This window comes from Ottowia thiooxydans (assembly GCF_040548795.1).
Lineage (GTDB): Bacteria > Pseudomonadota > Gammaproteobacteria > Burkholderiales > Burkholderiaceae_C > Ottowia > Ottowia thiooxydans_A.
This window is the reverse complement of sequence record NZ_JBEPSH010000005.1, coordinates 120,076-135,809: the sequence shown is the minus strand read 5'-3', so window position 1 is coordinate 135,809 and position 15,734 is coordinate 120,076. Positions and strand designations below refer to the sequence as shown.

General features: G+C 57.5%; 15 protein-coding genes. 10 read left to right on the top strand and 5 right to left on the bottom strand.

Annotated features, from left to right (window positions below):
* The first annotated feature begins 124 nt into the window (after nucleotides 1-124).
* The 10 genes from ABIE13_RS12780 (at nucleotide 125) to ABIE13_RS12735 (ending at nucleotide 8,430) form a co-directional block, all read left to right on the top strand.
* Nucleotides 125-976 carry a helix-turn-helix domain-containing protein gene (locus ABIE13_RS12780; protein ID WP_354443955.1) on the top strand — a complete coding sequence of 284 codons (852 nt, stop codon included), beginning with the start codon at nucleotides 125-127 and terminating at the stop codon, nucleotides 974-976.
* Nucleotides 977-1,280: 304 nt separating this feature from the next.
* Nucleotides 1,281-1,997, top strand: a complete 717-nt coding sequence (locus tag ABIE13_RS12775; RefSeq protein ID WP_354443953.1) for a glutathione S-transferase family protein — start codon at nucleotides 1,281-1,283, stop codon at nucleotides 1,995-1,997.
* Nucleotides 1,994-2,302, top strand: coding sequence for an aromatic ring-opening dioxygenase subunit LigA (locus ABIE13_RS12770; RefSeq protein ID WP_354443952.1), 309 nt, complete (start codon nucleotides 1,994-1,996; stop codon nucleotides 2,300-2,302). Before ABIE13_RS12775 ends, ABIE13_RS12770 begins: the two co-directional genes overlap by 4 nt.
* Nucleotides 2,299-3,117 carry an extradiol ring-cleavage dioxygenase gene (locus ABIE13_RS12765; protein ID WP_354443950.1) on the top strand — a complete coding sequence of 273 codons (819 nt, stop codon included), beginning with the start codon at nucleotides 2,299-2,301 and terminating at the stop codon, nucleotides 3,115-3,117. Before ABIE13_RS12770 ends, ABIE13_RS12765 begins: the two co-directional genes overlap by 4 nt.
* 26 nt (nucleotides 3,118-3,143) lie before the next feature.
* Entirely contained in the window at nucleotides 3,144-4,178 is a 1,035-nt protein-coding gene (locus ABIE13_RS12760) for an aromatic ring-hydroxylating dioxygenase subunit alpha (protein ID WP_354443949.1), read from the top strand.
* Nucleotides 4,179-4,191: 13 nt separating this feature from the next.
* On the top strand, nucleotides 4,192-5,148 hold the full coding sequence (locus ABIE13_RS12755; RefSeq protein WP_354443947.1) for a PDR/VanB family oxidoreductase: 957 nt from the start codon (nucleotides 4,192-4,194) through the stop codon (nucleotides 5,146-5,148).
* A gap of 122 nt (nucleotides 5,149-5,270) precedes the next feature.
* A complete protein-coding gene (locus ABIE13_RS12750; protein WP_354443945.1) occupies nucleotides 5,271-5,720 on the top strand; it encodes an RrF2 family transcriptional regulator in 450 nt (149 codons plus the stop codon).
* Nucleotides 5,717-6,640 (top strand): NAD(P)/FAD-dependent oxidoreductase, encoded by a 924-nt coding sequence (locus tag ABIE13_RS12745; RefSeq protein ID WP_354443943.1) that lies wholly within the window; start codon nucleotides 5,717-5,719, stop codon nucleotides 6,638-6,640. Before ABIE13_RS12750 ends, ABIE13_RS12745 begins: the two co-directional genes overlap by 4 nt.
* Nucleotides 6,637-7,311 carry a class I SAM-dependent methyltransferase gene (locus ABIE13_RS12740; protein WP_354443941.1) on the top strand — a complete coding sequence of 225 codons (675 nt, stop codon included), beginning with the start codon at nucleotides 6,637-6,639 and terminating at the stop codon, nucleotides 7,309-7,311. Before ABIE13_RS12745 ends, ABIE13_RS12740 begins: the two co-directional genes overlap by 4 nt.
* Before the next feature lie 525 nt (nucleotides 7,312-7,836).
* A complete protein-coding gene (locus tag ABIE13_RS12735; RefSeq protein ID WP_354443939.1) occupies nucleotides 7,837-8,430 on the top strand; it encodes a TetR/AcrR family transcriptional regulator in 594 nt (197 codons plus the stop codon).
* Nucleotides 8,431-8,469: 39 nt separating this feature from the next.
* Here the strand turns inward: ABIE13_RS12735 and ABIE13_RS12730 are convergent, their stop codons facing one another.
* The 5 genes from ABIE13_RS12730 to ABIE13_RS12710 form a co-directional block, all read right to left on the bottom strand.
* On the bottom strand, nucleotides 8,470-10,020 hold the full coding sequence (locus tag ABIE13_RS12730; RefSeq protein WP_354443937.1) for an acetolactate synthase large subunit: 1,551 nt from the start codon (nucleotides 10,018-10,020) through the stop codon (nucleotides 8,470-8,472).
* Between the two features lie 26 nt (nucleotides 10,021-10,046).
* Nucleotides 10,047-11,012, bottom strand: coding sequence for a Bug family tripartite tricarboxylate transporter substrate binding protein (locus ABIE13_RS12725; RefSeq protein WP_354443935.1), 966 nt, complete (start codon nucleotides 11,010-11,012; stop codon nucleotides 10,047-10,049).
* 123 nt (nucleotides 11,013-11,135) lie between these two features.
* Nucleotides 11,136-12,122, bottom strand: a complete 987-nt coding sequence (gene acuI, locus ABIE13_RS12720) for an acrylyl-CoA reductase (NADPH) (RefSeq protein WP_354443933.1) — start codon at nucleotides 12,120-12,122, stop codon at nucleotides 11,136-11,138.
* A gap of 21 nt (nucleotides 12,123-12,143) precedes the next feature.
* Entirely contained in the window at nucleotides 12,144-12,968 is an 825-nt protein-coding gene (locus ABIE13_RS12715) for an enoyl-CoA hydratase/isomerase family protein (protein ID WP_354443931.1), read from the bottom strand.
* A gap of 13 nt (nucleotides 12,969-12,981) precedes the next feature.
* Entirely contained in the window at nucleotides 12,982-15,072 is a 2,091-nt protein-coding gene (locus ABIE13_RS12710) for an acetate--CoA ligase family protein (protein ID WP_354443929.1), read from the bottom strand.
* Nucleotides 15,073-15,734 lie beyond the last annotated feature (662 nt).

Genomic DNA, 15,734 nt, shown 5'->3' with positions numbered 1-15,734 from the left:
CCAGGAATCCACTCCGCAGCACATTCATTGAGTAGAAAAACCACCTCACAGCGATCGTCACGGCCTGCTCCCATACCTCGTAGGTCGGCCAGATCTTATTGCAGGCCGTAGCGGAGGAAAATCGGTGGATATCTGGATCGCTGAGAGCCGTGACTCCAATGCGCAGGTGCCCGTTCCGTGCATCGAATCACTGGCTCGATCACTCGGCGAGCCTGCTTGCTCACGTGCCACGTTAGAAGCACTGAACCACTTTGCCAGGGTTGATCACTGCGCCCTGTTGGTGCGCCTGCAACGCACTGAACTGCGTCTTCTCGGGACGGCGAGCCAGGTCGCGCATGCGAACGGCGCACGCGCTGCGTTGCGTTACATGGACGGCATGCACCTGCACGATTTTGCCGACGAGTTGTCCCTCGTTCCGAAAGGAGGATGCGCCGCTCCGGTTCGCTTGAGCTACCGAACGCGAGACGAAGTGGTCAATCCGAAGTACCGCATCGCGTGTTACGAGCACACGGGCATCGAAGATCGCCTCACCATGTCCAGGCAACATGGCGATGGAACGGTAGCGTTGCTGCGCTGCTACCGCGACGAGAGCACTGGCCGTTTCACACCGTCCGAGCTGGAAGCACTTACCGCTGGTGCGGCGCTGCTGCTGTCTTTCGTGGAAATTCATGCCAAGCTCACGTTGCCGCATCACATACCTTTGGCTCACTGGCGTGAGGCTCTGGATCACAACATTGACGCTCCCCTTTCAGCACGAGAAATAGACGTTTGTTCCAACTTATTGAGTGGTCGCACGTTGGCTGATACCGGCACCGAGCTAGGCCTGAGCGTCAACACGGTCATCACCTACAGCCGGCGCGCATACGCGAAGTTCGGGGTAGGGTCGGTGCGTCAACTCCATGAGCTGCTGACTCGTGGAAATAGAACGACAGAAATGAGTGGCAGCGTAAGGGTTCGGCGCCAATCGCTCATGTAGACCGCTCGCGTTAGGCATCACGCCAAAAAAAAACGGCCAACTGCGTCAGGTCGAACTCGCTCGCACCCCAGGCCGTTGCACGGTCTCAGTCCATGGCCTGTTGAGCTATCAGGGATAAGTTCAGAACACAAGGTCTGCGCAGCGACTTGTCCCACATCGACGACGGGATTCAAGCGCTCGTGCAGCGAATCCCAACACGAGAATGGAGACGCTGTTTTTCATCGGTCCGCACCAGGTATTCGAGTGTCCATGTCATCAAACATTGATGACATGACGTGCGCGGTATGTGCCTATTCTCGAGTGCATGCAACATCCGACATCAATGGCGTTTCCGCCAAAGCTTACGCTGTACTTCAGCCCAAAGGCGTGTTCGCTTGCCTCGCACATCGCGCTCGAGGAATCGCGATTGCTATATGAGGCAGTGTCCGTAGACATTCGGGCGCAGGAAAACATGAGTCCTGCGTATCTGAAGATCAACCCTTCAGGTGCCGTACCTGCTCTGGGGATCGGCGACGCGGTGCTGACTGAGTCGCACGCCATCCTTACCTACATCGCCGATCTCGCGCCCGAAAGCGGCCTGCTCCCACGGCCCGGGACCCTGGCCCGCGTCCGGGCGCACGAGTGGATGAACTGGATCTCCGGCACGATGCACGTGACTTACCGGTCGATCTTCAGGTCGCAGACATATGCGGGCGATGAGCCGCATGCAATTGCCGCAGTGCGCGAACACGCGAAGAAAAAGCTGGCGAAAGTATTGCGGGAGGTCGAGGACCGGCTCGGCACTTCGGATTACGCGGTGGGCGGCCAATTCTCCGTCGTCGATGCCTATTTATTCGTTTTCTATACATGGAGTTTCGATGAGCGCATCCAGACAAAGCTGCCAGACCGGCCACGCTATGCGGCTCTGGCGGAACGCGTCTTCGCGCGTCCAGCAGTGCGCAGGGTACTGGCTCGCGAGCGAGCAGTGCGCGCGTATGAGTTGCCTCCCTCGTTTGCTCAAGCTCTCTCGGAGGCCCAATGACCCTATACGCGCTGCAGAAGGCTATCTATGTCATCAATCGCGAGGAAGCGGAGATGGCCCGGTACAAGGCTGACCCCGGCGGTTTTGCCAGCGAGTACGAAATGACTGCGGAGGAAGCCGCCGCCTTCAGCACCCCCAATGTCGGCCTGCTGTACGTGCTGGGAGTCAATGGTCAGTTGCTGATGCACTTCGCCGCGTCCTGCGGTTACGAGTGGAGCGCCTATATCGCCGCGATGGAAGATGGCCTCCGGATGTACGGCCCTGTACGTGAGGGTATCTATGCAGCGAAGGGAGATCGGCCATGAGCTTGGTCTTTGCCGGCGTATGCAGCCATGGTCCGGGCATCACCGCTCGCACTGAGAGTGCCGATTCAGCTCAGTACGCGCGCCTGAAGGCTGGCTATGAGCGCATGCGCAACGCCCTGCGTGATGCGCGACCCGACGCGCTCGTCGTTATTGGCGCCGAACATTTCGCCAACTTCTTCATGAACAACATGCCCTCGTTCGCGATGGGTATTGCGCAGAACTATATGGGCCCAATCGAGGATCCGGACTGGCTGCGGATTCCTCGTCGAAACATCCCCGGCAATCCCGTGATATCGCGTCAACTGCTGGACGGCGTGATGCAAGAGGTGGATGTGAGCTACTGCGAGGAATGGAAATTCGACCACGGAATCATGGTGCCTTTGCACCACCTGACACCGGACTACGACTTGCCAGTCATCCCGGTGAATATCAATTGCCAGGCTCCGCCCATGGCGCCACTGCACCGCGTGTACGCGCTCGGCCAGGCAATTCGGCACGCTGCGGACAAGATGCCGGAACGCATCGCGGTGATCGGGACGGGAGGTATCTCACATTGGCCGTGCACGCCCGATTCCGGCACGATCAACGAAGCCTGGGACAGGGACTTCCTGGAGCGCTGGAAGCGCAACGACCGCACCGCGATGCTCGATTACACCGACGACGAAACCTATGCCCAGGGCGGGCAAGGTGGATACGAGATCCGCACGTTCATCGCAGCCGCCGGTGCCGCCGCCGGCTCAACCGGCGAGATCTGGTGCTACGAACCCATTCCCGCTTTTTCCTGCGGCTGCACGATTGGCGTGATGGCCCTTTGACATTCATTCACCCTGGAGACGACAACATGTTTATGAAAAATTGCTGGTACGTGGCGGCCTGGAGCCACGAACTGAAAGACAACGCACTGGTAGGCCGCACGTTGCTCAATGAAAAGGTCTTGCTGTACCGTGGCCACGATGACAACGTCGTGGCGATAGAAGATCGCTGCTGCCACCGGGGGGCGCCGCTGTCACTGGGTAGGCTTGAGGGGAACTGCGTGCGCTGCATGTACCATGGACTTCTTTTCGACGGCACCGGTGCCTGCATCCAGATCCCGGGGCAGGAGCGTATCCCGCCAAACCTGAAGGTAAAGAGCTATCGAGTCGTGGACGGCGGTCGCCTGGTCTGGATCTGGATGGGCGATCCGGCTCTGGCCGATGAGTCGACCATCCCGGACTTCCCTTATCTGAAGAACCCGCAATGGCATGGTATTCCAGACTATCTGCACTACGACGCCAACTACTTGTTAATCGCCGACAACCTGGCCGACCTCAATCACATCGCCTACGTACACCCCAACACGCTTGGCGGTTCCGAAAAATATGCGTATGAGAGCGAGCAAGTCCCAATGGAGCGCCTGCACGACGGCTTCAGACTGACCAAATGGCATATGAACACGGACTTACCGCCTTTCGTCAAGAAGATTGAACGAAAAGTGACCAAAGTAGATCGCTGGAACACCTCGCAGATGAAAGTGCCGGGTTACTTCTTCCTGGAATCCGGCTTCTCGCCAGCCGGCACCGGCATCCGGGAAGGCAACCGCGACGGGGTTATTGAATTCCGCAATTTCCAGGCTATGACACCAGAAACGGACGGCACAACTCACTTCTTCTGGATATACATGCACAACCAGACAAAGGACATTGAACGCACAGCGCATTCGTTGCACGACAGCATTCTGGAAGGTTTCTACGAGGACAAGGTCATGATTGAGACCCAGCAAAAGGTACTCGATGCAGACCCCTCGTTCACGCTGAAGGCCATCGCAGCCGATGCACCGCTGTCACATCTACGTTGGCTGATCGAGAAGCGAATCAAGGAAGAGGCCGTCACGGCTTGAGCCGTTTTTCGTCATGAACAAAATACGTGTCTCTATCACCGAACGCGTCGAGGCAGCCAAGGACGTAGTCAGGTTGAAGTTGCGAAAAGCCGATGGCGAAAACCTGCCAGTTTTCACACCCGGCTCGCATATTGACGTATTCCTGCCCAATGGGCTCTTGCGCCAGTACTCGCTGCTCAACGACTGCCGGGAACTTGGCGCTTACGAGATTGCCGTGTCGAAGGCGGCGGCGAGTCGAGGCGGATCGTCTTGTGTGCATGCCGATCTGAAAGAAGGAGGATTCATCGATATCAGCGAACCTCGCAACAACTTTTCGCTAAGGATCGAACACCGGAAATTCCAGTTTGTAGCGGGAGGCATTGGCATCACACCTATCCTGTCGATGATCCGCTACTGCGAAAGCCAGGGTTGGGATTGGAGCTTGCTCTACTTGGCGCGATCCCGTGCGCATGCCGCGTTTCAGGACGAACTCCGTGCGATCGGCGGAACACGAGTTCGATGGCACTTCGACGACGAGGCTGGCAAACTCTTCGACTTTACCGATCCGTCATTCGCGGTGCAGCCGGGTGTGCCGATCTACTGCTGCGGCCCGACGCCCGTGATGCTCGCAGTGGAGCAATATTCGAACAGTCAACCAAATAGTCCCGCCTACTTCGAATGGTTCGCACCTCCAGCCGTGGCTCGCTCCAATGAGGTTGTCGACACGGTGTTCAGGGTGAAATTGCATCGCAGTGACAAGCTGCTGGTGGTGCCCGAGAGCAAATCCATTCTCGACGTTCTCCAGGAGAACGGATATGACCTGCCGTGCTCTTGCCGTGAAGGCATGTGCCGCACCTGCGAGACCATCGTACTTGACGGAGTACCGGACCACCGCGACTACGTCCTGTCCAACGCGGAGAAGGAATCGGGCCGGACGATGATGGTGTGCGTTTCCCGGGCCCACAGCGACACGCTGGTCTTGGACATCTAAGGCGTGTTCACACTCAGTTCACCCTCTCGCTCACGTCTTGCCGACACTCGTATTTCAGTATCGAAACGATTCGGTTGGGTTTTTCCTTGACATTTTGCCCAATATGAAACATCATAAGTTACATGAAACGCAACAGCCGCCTTTCGTCTGTTCTGCATGCTCTGCTTCACATGGCCGAGCAGGATGGACCCGTAACTTCTGACTTCCTGGCTCAATGCCTGAGCACAAATCCGGTCGTTGTCCGCCGCACCATGGCCTCTCTGCGGGATGCAGGCATCGTCACCTCGGACAGAGGCCACGCTGGGGGATGGCGCATCCAGGCCGACCTTTCTACCCTTACCTTGCGCCAACTGCACGAAACACTCGGAGAGCCTGCGATGTTTGCCATTGGCTCCCACAACGATGCGCCGGAGTGTCTGGTCGAACAAGCGGTGAATGCAGCGCTTGAAGGCACGCTGGCAGAAGCTGAAGCCTTGCTGCTCAAGCGTTTCTCGGAAATTACCTTGGCCGATCTGGCCGAAGACTTTTCGCGTCGGCACGTGGCCGCGCGATCTAACAGGAGCCGAGGATGAAACACGACGTCATCGTCATAGGCGGCAGCTACGCCGGGATGGCCGCAGCCCTTCAACTACTTCGAGCCCGAAAAACCGTGCTGGTCATCGACGGCGGACAGAGGCGAAATCGCTTCGCCAGCCATTCACACGGATTTCTCAGCCAAGACGGAGTCAATCCCGGCGAAATTGCGAAGACTGCGCGCAGTCAACTCGAACGCTACCCAACACTGGCATGGATTGAGGACCAAATCTCTGGTCTATCCGGCGAAGTTGACAGCTTCAGTATCACCACTGCTACAGGCGAAACTCACCAGGCACGCCGCATCTTGCTCGCCACAGGTGTGGCGGACCAGTTGCCCGCCGTCAAGGGTTTGGCGGAGCGCTGGGGTCAATCGGTTTTTCATTGCCCTTACTGTCATGGATACGAACTCGACCAGGGTCCAGTCGGCATCATCGGCGCCAGTCCCTTGTCTACCCATCAGGCGGAGCTTCTCACTGAATGGGGGAAAGTCACGCTTTTCTCGAACGGCGCGGTGACTGTTGACGATCTAACTCGAGGTAGATTGGAGCAACGTGGCGTTGAGATCGAAGAGACCCTCATCGACAGGATAGAAGGGACGGCTGAGGTGGTTCTGATCGACGGACGGACGCAACGTTTCGCTGGTCTGTTCACCGCAACACGCACTTCACCTGCCAGCCCCCTGGCAGAAGCCCTGGGTTGTGCCCTGGAAGAGACGCCCATGGGAATTCAAGTGCGCACAGATGCAGAGTGCAAGACCTCCATTTCCGGCGTGTTCGCCTGCGGCGATGTGGCTCGGGCACCCCACTCGGTGTCGCTGGCAGTTGGCAACGGCGCAATGGCGGGCGCGCAAATACACAGATCCTTGGTTTGGCCAGACACAATCCAGTTGGATCAGGCAAGCCTCAAATCTCCATGAGTGCGCACGTTGACCAACCCGCTGTGTCCAGTTACGCCCAGAAGACCGCACAACTTGTTCCCGGCCTTGCAGACCTGCACAAGATGGCCTGCGTGTTGCTGGCCGAGCGGGCCTCTGCGCAAGCGCGCGTGCTTGTACTCGGTGCAGGTGGAGGGCTTGAGCTGAAGGCCTTCGCAGAGATGCAGCCTCATTGGCGATTCGATGGCGTGGACCCATCTGCCGAAATGCTTCGCCTGGCCCGCACCACCCTGGGGCCGTTGGGCTCCCGAGTGCAGTGGCATGAAGGCTATATCGACAGCGCACCCAGTGGGCCCTTTGATGCGGCGACCTGCCTGTTGACGCTGCACTTTCTACCTGCGGCCGAGCGCCGCAGAACGCTGGAAGCCATCCGCACTCGGCTCAAGCCTGGCGCGCCCCTGGTGGTTGCTCACCACAGCTTTCCCAACCACGGCAACGATCAAGACAAGTGGCTTTTTCGAAATGCCGCGTATGCAAAAGCTTCCGGAGTCGCCACTTCACAGGCCGACGCGAGCATCTCAGCGATCAAGGAAAAACTACCGGTTCTCTCGCCCGAGGAGGATGCGGCTGTGCTTCACGAAGCCGGATTCACGTGCGTTGAGATGTTCTACAGTGCTCTGACATTCAAAGGCTGGGTAGCTCGCACGCCCTGACTTCCTTCAGTCTCAGCAATTCAGTTCAAGCTAATTTTCACACTTCCGAATGGCTCAAAGTTTGAGACGACTCGATCGCCGCGGGAAACGGCTTGAGGTTCCGTGAAGCTACCAACCAAGACGCGCAAACCTCAAGGTATTGACACTCCATAGCTGGCCAGCTTATTGGCCAGTGCAGCCAACGTCTCGATGGGACCATGCATGGCTGCATCATTTTGGCTGCTCTTCCAAACCGCGCGCGTTTCATCATTGATTCGGACTGTGACCTGCGTGCTGAACATCAAGACGGTTTAGTTCGGTGCGACGGTAGTGGTCCGCGCCAAGGGAGTCTTGTCACGCAACGCTATGTCGAGGATATGAAGCGTACCCTGAATGGTTTGCGTCGTGGCACACTCGTGTCAACATGCAGCATGGAGCTCTTTCGAAGTGACCGTCAAGAAATCACCGCCTGTCCCCATCCCCGAGAAGCCAGGGCGCGGGCGGCCCAAGCTAGAACCGTTGAGCCAGAAAACGAGAAGCGCCATTTTGAAATCAGCGATCAAAGTGTTCTCGCAGTATGGATACGACGCGGGGAGCATCGAGAAAATCTCTAAAGAGGCGAAGTCTGTTGACCGAATGATCTATTACTACTTCGGCAACAAGCAGGGCCTCTACAACGCCGCGCTCGAAGAAATGTACCAGCGCATGGGGGCTGCCGAAGAGGCCCTGGAGATTGATCTGGGAGATCCGAAGAAAGCCATCACGAAGATCGTTCAGTTCGTGTTTGGGTATTACATGGCTCATCCCGAGCTCATTGTTCTCCTCAACAACGAGAACATGCACAAGGGCCGGCACCTGGTCAAAAGCCGGCCGCTTGAGCCTGGTGGCGCCGTCTCCCCTGTTTTGACACGTATCGAAAATATAGTCGCGGAAGGCCAACGCGCAGGCCTTTTCAGACGCGGCGTCAAGGCTCGCCATATCTACCTGATGATCCTGGCCTCGGGATACTTTTTCGTGTCCAACCGGTACACACTGTCCAGATTTCTTGGCGAGGCGCTTGACGATGAAGCGCACAAGGAGTGGACTGCTTTCGCATCAGACTCCGTCATGCGTGTGCTGGAGAAAAAATCGGCATCATGAGGCTAGCCAATACCAGTGGCGAGCCGCATGTCAGGCCCGTCAGTTGGGAATCTGCAATTCGATCAAGAATGGTCCGCTGCAGTTCAGTGAGTAGAGGAATAGATCATTGAACTCGTCCATGTTGGAAGCTCTCGCCGCCTCTACGCCGAAGCCCTGCGCGATGCGTACCCAGTCAAGCGAGGGATTTTCAAGCGAGAAGAGCTTCTCCGCGTTCGCTCCGGGCTCAACCCCCATTCGCCTCATCTCATTGAAAAGTATCTCGTACCTCTTGTTCGAGAACACGACGGTTGTGATATCCAGCCGCTCGCGCGCTTGCGTCCAGAGAGCTTGCACCGTGTAGAGACCTGATCCATCAGCCTGGAGAGAAACGACGCGACGCTGCGGCGCTGCAACAGCTGCCCCTGTCGCAAGCGGTAACCCGGATCCTATGGCACCTCCCGTTAACTGAAGCCAATCGTGGCGTCGCGCGCTGTGCGTTGCTCCATAGGCTGAACGTCCGAACGTCACGCCCTCGTCTACGACGATGCAGTCTTCAGGCATCAATGCTGCCAGTGATTGCCCAAACGCAGCGGGAGAAATCTCGCCACGTGCTCGCTCTAGAGGTACGTAGCCGGAAGAGGACTCAGAATCCACGAACTTGCAACCGAGCTGTGCGCACACAGCGCGCAGCGCGCTTTCCAGATCGTCACCCACTGACCCTAGATTGCTAAACAAAGTGCCGGGTACCTCCGGGCCGCTCACGCCGTCCGGGCCAGCGAAGGCAAAAACCGGGCGTTGGGCTCCAACAAGAACCACATTTCGGATGCCAGCAAACATCTTCTGTGCAGGCGCCACGGCGTAAGGCACGCGGTCGATCGATGGCCGATCACCCCCACGTTCCACCCTGCCAATGAAGCTATGCGCCAAGACGAGGGCACCTGTTTTCTTCGCAATAGCCGACGCGAGGCGCAGAGAATCACCGCACAGGGCGCCATCGCCCAGAATAAAGGCGGTTGAAGAGCCCTTGCGTGCCAGGCTGGCGACGTCAGAGACCACTTGGTATGGCACGGGCGGTGGGGGGGCGCACGGAGCGACCGTACCTATGCTTCCTCCCGGCCCCCAACAGACATCGGATGGCAGGATAAGGCTTGCGATGGCACCACCACCGCTTCTTGCCTGAGCAATGGCGGTGGCAGCATCTGCACCTACTGAGAGCGAAGACTTCGACTGCCGTGTCCACGCCGAGACGGTGCGTGCGTAGTTCTGCGTCTCAGATGCCAGAGGAGGGTTCAAGTACGAATGAAACTGCGCCTGATCGCCCACAATGTTGACAATCGAGCTGCCAGCTTTCTGTGCGTTGTGCAAGTTGGAGAGTCCGTTCGCAAGCCCGGGCCCGCAATGCAGCAGTGTTGCGGCGGTGCCGCCGGAGATTCTCGAGAACCCGTCCGCCGCTCCTGTGGCCACGTTTTCCGCCAATGCTAGAACGCAACGCATGGCGGGCACAGCGTCAAGGCCCTTCACGAAATGAACTTCACTCGTTCCAGGATTGCCAAAGCAGGTTTTCACCTCGCCTCTGACCAAGGTGTGGAGAAGCGCCTCGGCACCGTTCATAGAAAGTCCGTTATCGACATCGGAGATCAATCGAGCTTGAGCTTAAGTTTGGAGAATGCTTCTCTCCACCCAACCGCGTCCTGTTCAATGAGTTGTTGGAAAGCCTGCGGGTCGAGCTGCAGTGGCTGGGAACCGTCGCGTGTGATGAGTCCCGAAACACGTGTATCGGCAACAGCAGAGCGGACAGCGGTGTTGATCGTTGCCACTGCGTTTTGAGGCGTGCCGGTGGGTGCAACCAGTCCGTACCACACAGATAGTCCCAGCTCCGGAAACCCCTGTTCATACACGGTAGGGATATTGGGCGCACCCGGCACTCTGGTCTTACTGGTCACGGCAATCGCTTTATATTCGCCGTTGGCCACCTTGTGGATCGACGTCGGGATACCGTCAAAGTAGACATGAATATCGCCCCGCGAAAGAGCCGTTAACGCGGGGGCAGCACCCACATAGTGAACGGAGACCATCGATTCGTCAGCGGCCTTGGAGAGCAAGGCGCCGAGCACATGGTTGGAGCTCCCATTGCCAAGCGTGCCGTAGTTGAGGACGCCAGGCTTGGCACGAGACGCGGCGACCAGTTCCTTCAGAGAGTTCACCGGAAGATCCTTATTGATGTCGAGCATGAAAGGCATCAGCATGATTCCAGCCACGGGCATGAACTGGGAAGGCGAGTAAGGAATTTGCTTTTGCACCAGCGGCACGATGCTCAATGTCGTTGAAGTTGCAAAGAGTAGGTTGTATCCGTCTGCGGGGGCTTTCGCGACCGCCGTGGCGCCGATGACCGTTCCCGCACCCGGCCTGTTGTCTATGATGACGGGTTGCCCGAGTTGCGCCTGAAGCCGTTCTGCCAAAACTCGAGCGATCACATCGGCAGAGCCGCCAGCAGCATAGGGCACGGTAATCTTGATCGGACGCGTTGGATTCCAGTCGGCGGCTTGGGCACAAGCCACCACGAGAAAGGTCATTGTCGCGAAGAAAATCTTTCTGGGGGACATATCCGGCTCCTGTTCTGGCGCAAACATGCGCGTGATGGTTGAGGTTAAAGACGCATGACGAAATAGCCAAGGTGTAGAAGTTCGGGCTTGCTCTACTTTTCGGTAGTCAGAAATTTATTGGACTCATGCTCTATTGACATCGACCACGACGCGACCGCGTATTTGCCCTCTCATGAGTTGCTCAGCAACACCAATCGCCTCACCCAACGAGATTTCTTCAGTGATCAGGTCAAGGCTGGTGAGATTGATGTCGCTTTCGAGCCGTTTCCAGGCTTGCACACGCTCAGCAGCAGGACGTGTCACGCTGTTGATACCCAGCAAGTTGATCCCGCGCAAAATGAAAGGCGCCACAGAGCCAGGGAAATCAAGCGAAGCAGCCATCCCACATGCCGCGACGGCGCCATCGGCCTTGATGCCTGCACATACGTTCGCCAGCATGACTCCGCCAACGGAATCGATCGCCGCAGCCCACAACTCACGCTGAAGTGGCTTGCCTGGCTGACTCAAGCTCTCACGGTGCAGGATGTCGCTCGCGCCCAGTTGCTTGAGGTAATCGGCTTCCTCTGGACGGCCAGTCGCGGCGACGACGCGGTAGCCAAGTTGTGACATCAAAGAGATGGCATAGCTGCCAACGCCGCCCGATGCCCCAGTGACGAGCACGTCGCCGTGTTCAGGTCGGAGTCCATTTCGCTCAAGTGCGAGGATGCAAAGCATGGCGGTGTAACCAGCAGTGCCGATGGCCATGGACTGGCGCGGTGTGATGCCCGCAGGCAGTGGCGTCAACCACCTACTGGACAGCTGAGCCCTCTGCGAGAGGCCACCCCAGTGATTCTCCCCGACTCCCCAGCCGTTCAACAGGACCAGTTGGCCAGGTTTGAATTCCGAGCTTCCCGAAGATTTGATCTGACCCACCAGATCGATTCCAGGGACCATGGGATAGCGGCGGACGACCGGCGCGCGCCCTGAGATGGCGAGCCCATCCTTGTAGTTCAAGGTGCTGTAGAGCACATCGACCGTCACGTCCCCTTCTGGCAACTGGCTGTCATCAAGCTGGCGAACCTGGACGGTACGCCCTGTGTTGGCGTCTTCAATGAGAATTGCACTGAACATATATCTGCCCGGAAAAGTGGTTCAGCTGAAGTCGAATGCTTTGAATTGGCCTTCACGCCATCCCAACGCCGCTTTGAGACCATCTTTCTGAACGCGTTCGGCAAACTCATCGTTCACCTTGGTCCGTCCGGCATAGAGGCTGATGTAGCTATCCACTCCCGCTTCGATCGCGGTGCGGATCCCAGCCACTTCGGCTCCGCGGTTGATTGAACGCTTTGCCCAGCGCAACGCTTCTGGAGAAACCAGTGCCAGGCGCTGGGCGTACATGCGAGCTTTGGCCGGAAGTTCGGCTGCGGGAACCACTTTGTTGACCATTCCATAGTCCAACGCAGTCTTCGCATCTATCAGATCACCGAAGAAAACCAACTCTCGCGCGCGTTTCAGGCCGATCATCCAGGGCATCACCATCACCGGACCTACATGAGAGAACTTTACTTCCGGCTCCCCAAACTTGGCGTCGTCGGCAGCAATGGTCAGGTCACACATCATTGCAAGCTCGCACCCCCCACCAAGTGCATACCCTTGGACCGCAGCGATCACAGGCTTGTTCATGCTCCAGGGGGCCAGGGCCATGCGCATGCTGTTGCGCAGAATCGATTCCCAGCGAAACGGGTCGTGCGCGCTTTCATCGTCACTGGCGGCACCCACAATGTCAAACCCCACCGAAAAGGCACGTCCTTCCGCCTCCAGCAAGACCACGCTCGCTTCGTCGTCTGCGTCTGCCCCCTCAAGCGTGGCAATCAGTTGCTCCTTCAACGCAGCATTGATTGCGTTCAGTTTGTCGGGACGGCGAAGGGTTACTACGCCGACCTTGTCCTCGCAGTGGTAAGTGACGAGTGTGCTCATTGGGAATTTCCTTTCAAGGATTCGCTTTGATCAAGGCGTCAACCACCAGGCATCCTTGGCCCTGAGGAAGCACCAGAATGGGGTTCAAATCCATCTCTTCGAGTGAATCTCCACAGGCCACAACAAATTTGCATACGGCCAAGGTGCAATGGACCAGGGCCTCAATATCGCCAGCAGGCTTCCCACGAAAGCCCTGGAGTAACTTGCCAGCGCGGCCGAGTGTCAGCATCTGCCGGACCTGGGCCTCGCTCGCCGGCATCAGTCTCAACTCAACTTCATCGATGAGCTCGATCAGAATCCCGCCCACCCCAAAGGCCAACACGTGCCCCCAGGCGGGGTCTCGTTTGATGCCCAGGAAGACCTCGATGCCGCCCCTGACCATCTTCTGAACGAGGAGGCGGTCACTAGAAACGCGCAGCGCCACGCACCTCTCGCACAGCAGGTTCCACGCTTTTTGGAGTTCGCTGCTGTCATGAATGTTCAGGACTACAAGGCCGGCCTCTGTCTTGTGCGGTATCTCATCAGAGGCCACTTTAAGAACCACCGGCCACCCAAACCGCTCCGCAGCTTCAAGGCATGCCTTGAATTCATCGGTGAGGAGTTCGGGAACGCAAGGGACGCCGAACTCCCTTAGTAGCGCCTTCGCGTCATACTCGTTCACCATCTTTCTGGCGCCCATTGCGGTCAATACGTTGTGCCCCGTGTGCACAGGCATCTCCGTAGGCTGCAGATCCTTGCAGCTCCAGCGTGCAAGTGCATCAATGGCTGAGAGTCCCTGTCTCACGCCACCGAGCATCGCCGCACCCGCACCACGCAAAAGTTCCAGGTTTCCGGAATGCATCAATCCCGGCCTGGTGTTGAGGAGGTAGTGAGGTTTTTCGGACATCGCCGCAGACTGCGCGAATACTGTGCACGCAAGCTCGGACCTGCCAATGGCGGAGTTCTCATTGTTTTCGTTGCACAGAACTACGGCGTCGTAATCTGGCGAGGCCGAGAAATGTTGCAGTGCCATTCTGAGATTGGTACTGACGTCACCCGCTCCCCACGCATCAAGCGGGTTTCCATCCCCCGCAAAGTGTCCAATCGCTGCACGCATGAGTTCGAGTTCATGAGCTTGCATCGGGGGAAGATTCAAGGCAGCGCGATCGACCGTGTCCAATACCAGCTCAGTGTGTCCACCCGACCCGGTGACTACCGCGATGCGGTCGCCATGGGGCAGTCTTTTGGCCTGGAACGCGGCGAGGATTTCCGTCATTTCATCCAGCGAGGTGACTTCGATAGCGCCAAGGCTCTTGAGAAGTTCGGAAAAGACCCTCGCCTCTCCGGCGAGCCCGCCTGTGTGGCTGGCCACCGCCTCCATGGCCCTTCGGCTATTGCCCACTTTCAAGACAACTACTGGCTTCCCAGCTCGGGCGGCTTTCAGCAGGGCCGCTTTGAACTTTCCGGGATGGCGAACCGCTTCCAGGAACAGGGCAATGATCTCTGTGTTTTCGTCGTCCACCAGGAAGTTGACGTAGTCTCCCGCTGTCACGACTGCCTCGTTGCCCGCTGAAACCACGTGACTGAATCCGAAGCGCCGCGTGTCACTTAGAAGTCCAATCGTGATGGAACCGCTCTGAGAGATCAGGCCGATGTTTCCGCGGAGCGCTCGCCCGTTCAGAATTGGCAGCTTGTAGGTTGAGCTGCCATCCACCAGATTGACGATACCCATGCAGTTGGGGCCGCAAACGGCAATACCGGCTTTCTGTGCGAGGGACAACAACTGTTCCTGCTGCCGCTGACCCTCTTCCCCCGCCTCCGCAAACCCTCCGTCATACATCACAGCAGCTCTTGCGCCAATCCTCGCGAGATGAGTCATTTCGCGGAGAGCGCTAGCTCCATTAAGACAAATCGCGGTCACATCCGGAACTTCGCTCAAATCGTCAAGCGACGCGAAGCAGTTGTAGCCCAACAACGTCGGATACTTTGGATTGATGGGAAAAACCGGACCGTCGTACTCCAGACTCCTAAGCGAGTTCATAACGATCTCCCCTATGGATCCGGGACGATCTGAAGCACCAATGATCGCAATAGAGCGTGGAGCGAGAAGATGACGCAATGACATTGGACGATCTAACAGAGCGTGTTCCGGGGTCTTCATTCTGTTCTTTTCACTAATTAATGTATGGATCAATCCATGAATAAATTAGGAAAAACTTGGTAAGTGGATGCATGAAAGGCGCTCTCAACCATTTAATGTAGTGCTCAATACATTAAATATATCCTTAACGCGTAGGGACGGCAAGCAAGTAGTTTCCCGACCCCCATCGCACGCGAAAACTTGCGGAGTGCACCAAAGCTATGCAGCAGACAGTGTTCAGATGGAGTGCACTGAGAAAGTGCATGCGGCTGCGATCTCTCAATGCGGCGCCGCCCCTCTTGTAGGCATTTGACTGAGCCGCGGTCTGGGAGACGTTCGCGGCGTGTTGGATGCAGCCCGACATTCACGCACCGAGGTAAATGCAAGCGATACTGATTTCGGGCGATTGCCGCAGGTCGAACGCTCTTGGCCAAGGACCGTCCAGCGGTGCTCAATCGGCGCTTGACCATACCCTCACCGGAGCCAGATGCCAACCTGCATCGCGATGCTCGTTCCACAGGGATAGAAATTTTCTACAGCACATTCACCTTCAAAGATGGCGTGCGGTGGCATCGTGGTAAAAAAGCGTTACGCAGGATTCTGAGCTCACGGAACGGTAGATAGGCCATAACCGGCCGCGTCGCGCA

Bases quoted from the DNA above. Each gene is read 5' to 3' on its own strand.
- ABIE13_RS12775 (WP_354443953.1), top strand. From the start codon at position 1,281: ATGCAACATCCGACATCAATGGCGTTTCCGCCAAAGCTTACGCTGTAC.
- ABIE13_RS12770 (WP_354443952.1), top strand. From the start codon at position 1,994: ATGACCCTATACGCGCTGCAGAAGGCTATCTATGTCATCAATCGCGAG.
- ABIE13_RS12765 (WP_354443950.1), top strand. From the start codon at position 2,299: ATGAGCTTGGTCTTTGCCGGCGTATGCAGCCATGGTCCGGGCATCACC.
- ABIE13_RS12760 (WP_354443949.1), top strand. From the start codon at position 3,144: ATGTTTATGAAAAATTGCTGGTACGTGGCGGCCTGGAGCCACGAACTG.
- ABIE13_RS12755 (WP_354443947.1), top strand. From the start codon at position 4,192: ATGAACAAAATACGTGTCTCTATCACCGAACGCGTCGAGGCAGCCAAG.
- ABIE13_RS12750 (WP_354443945.1), top strand. From the start codon at position 5,271: ATGAAACGCAACAGCCGCCTTTCGTCTGTTCTGCATGCTCTGCTTCAC.
- ABIE13_RS12745 (WP_354443943.1), top strand. From the start codon at position 5,717: ATGAAACACGACGTCATCGTCATAGGCGGCAGCTACGCCGGGATGGCC.
- ABIE13_RS12740 (WP_354443941.1), top strand. From the start codon at position 6,637: ATGAGTGCGCACGTTGACCAACCCGCTGTGTCCAGTTACGCCCAGAAG.
- ABIE13_RS12730 (WP_354443937.1), bottom strand. From the start codon at position 10,020: ATGAACGGTGCCGAGGCGCTTCTCCACACCTTGGTCAGAGGCGAGGTG.
- ABIE13_RS12725 (WP_354443935.1), bottom strand. From the start codon at position 11,012: ATGTCCCCCAGAAAGATTTTCTTCGCGACAATGACCTTTCTCGTGGTG.
- acuI (WP_354443933.1), bottom strand. From the start codon at position 12,122: ATGTTCAGTGCAATTCTCATTGAAGACGCCAACACAGGGCGTACCGTC.
- ABIE13_RS12715 (WP_354443931.1), bottom strand. From the start codon at position 12,968: ATGAGCACACTCGTCACTTACCACTGCGAGGACAAGGTCGGCGTAGTA.
- ABIE13_RS12710 (WP_354443929.1), bottom strand. From the start codon at position 15,072: ATGTCATTGCGTCATCTTCTCGCTCCACGCTCTATTGCGATCATTGGT.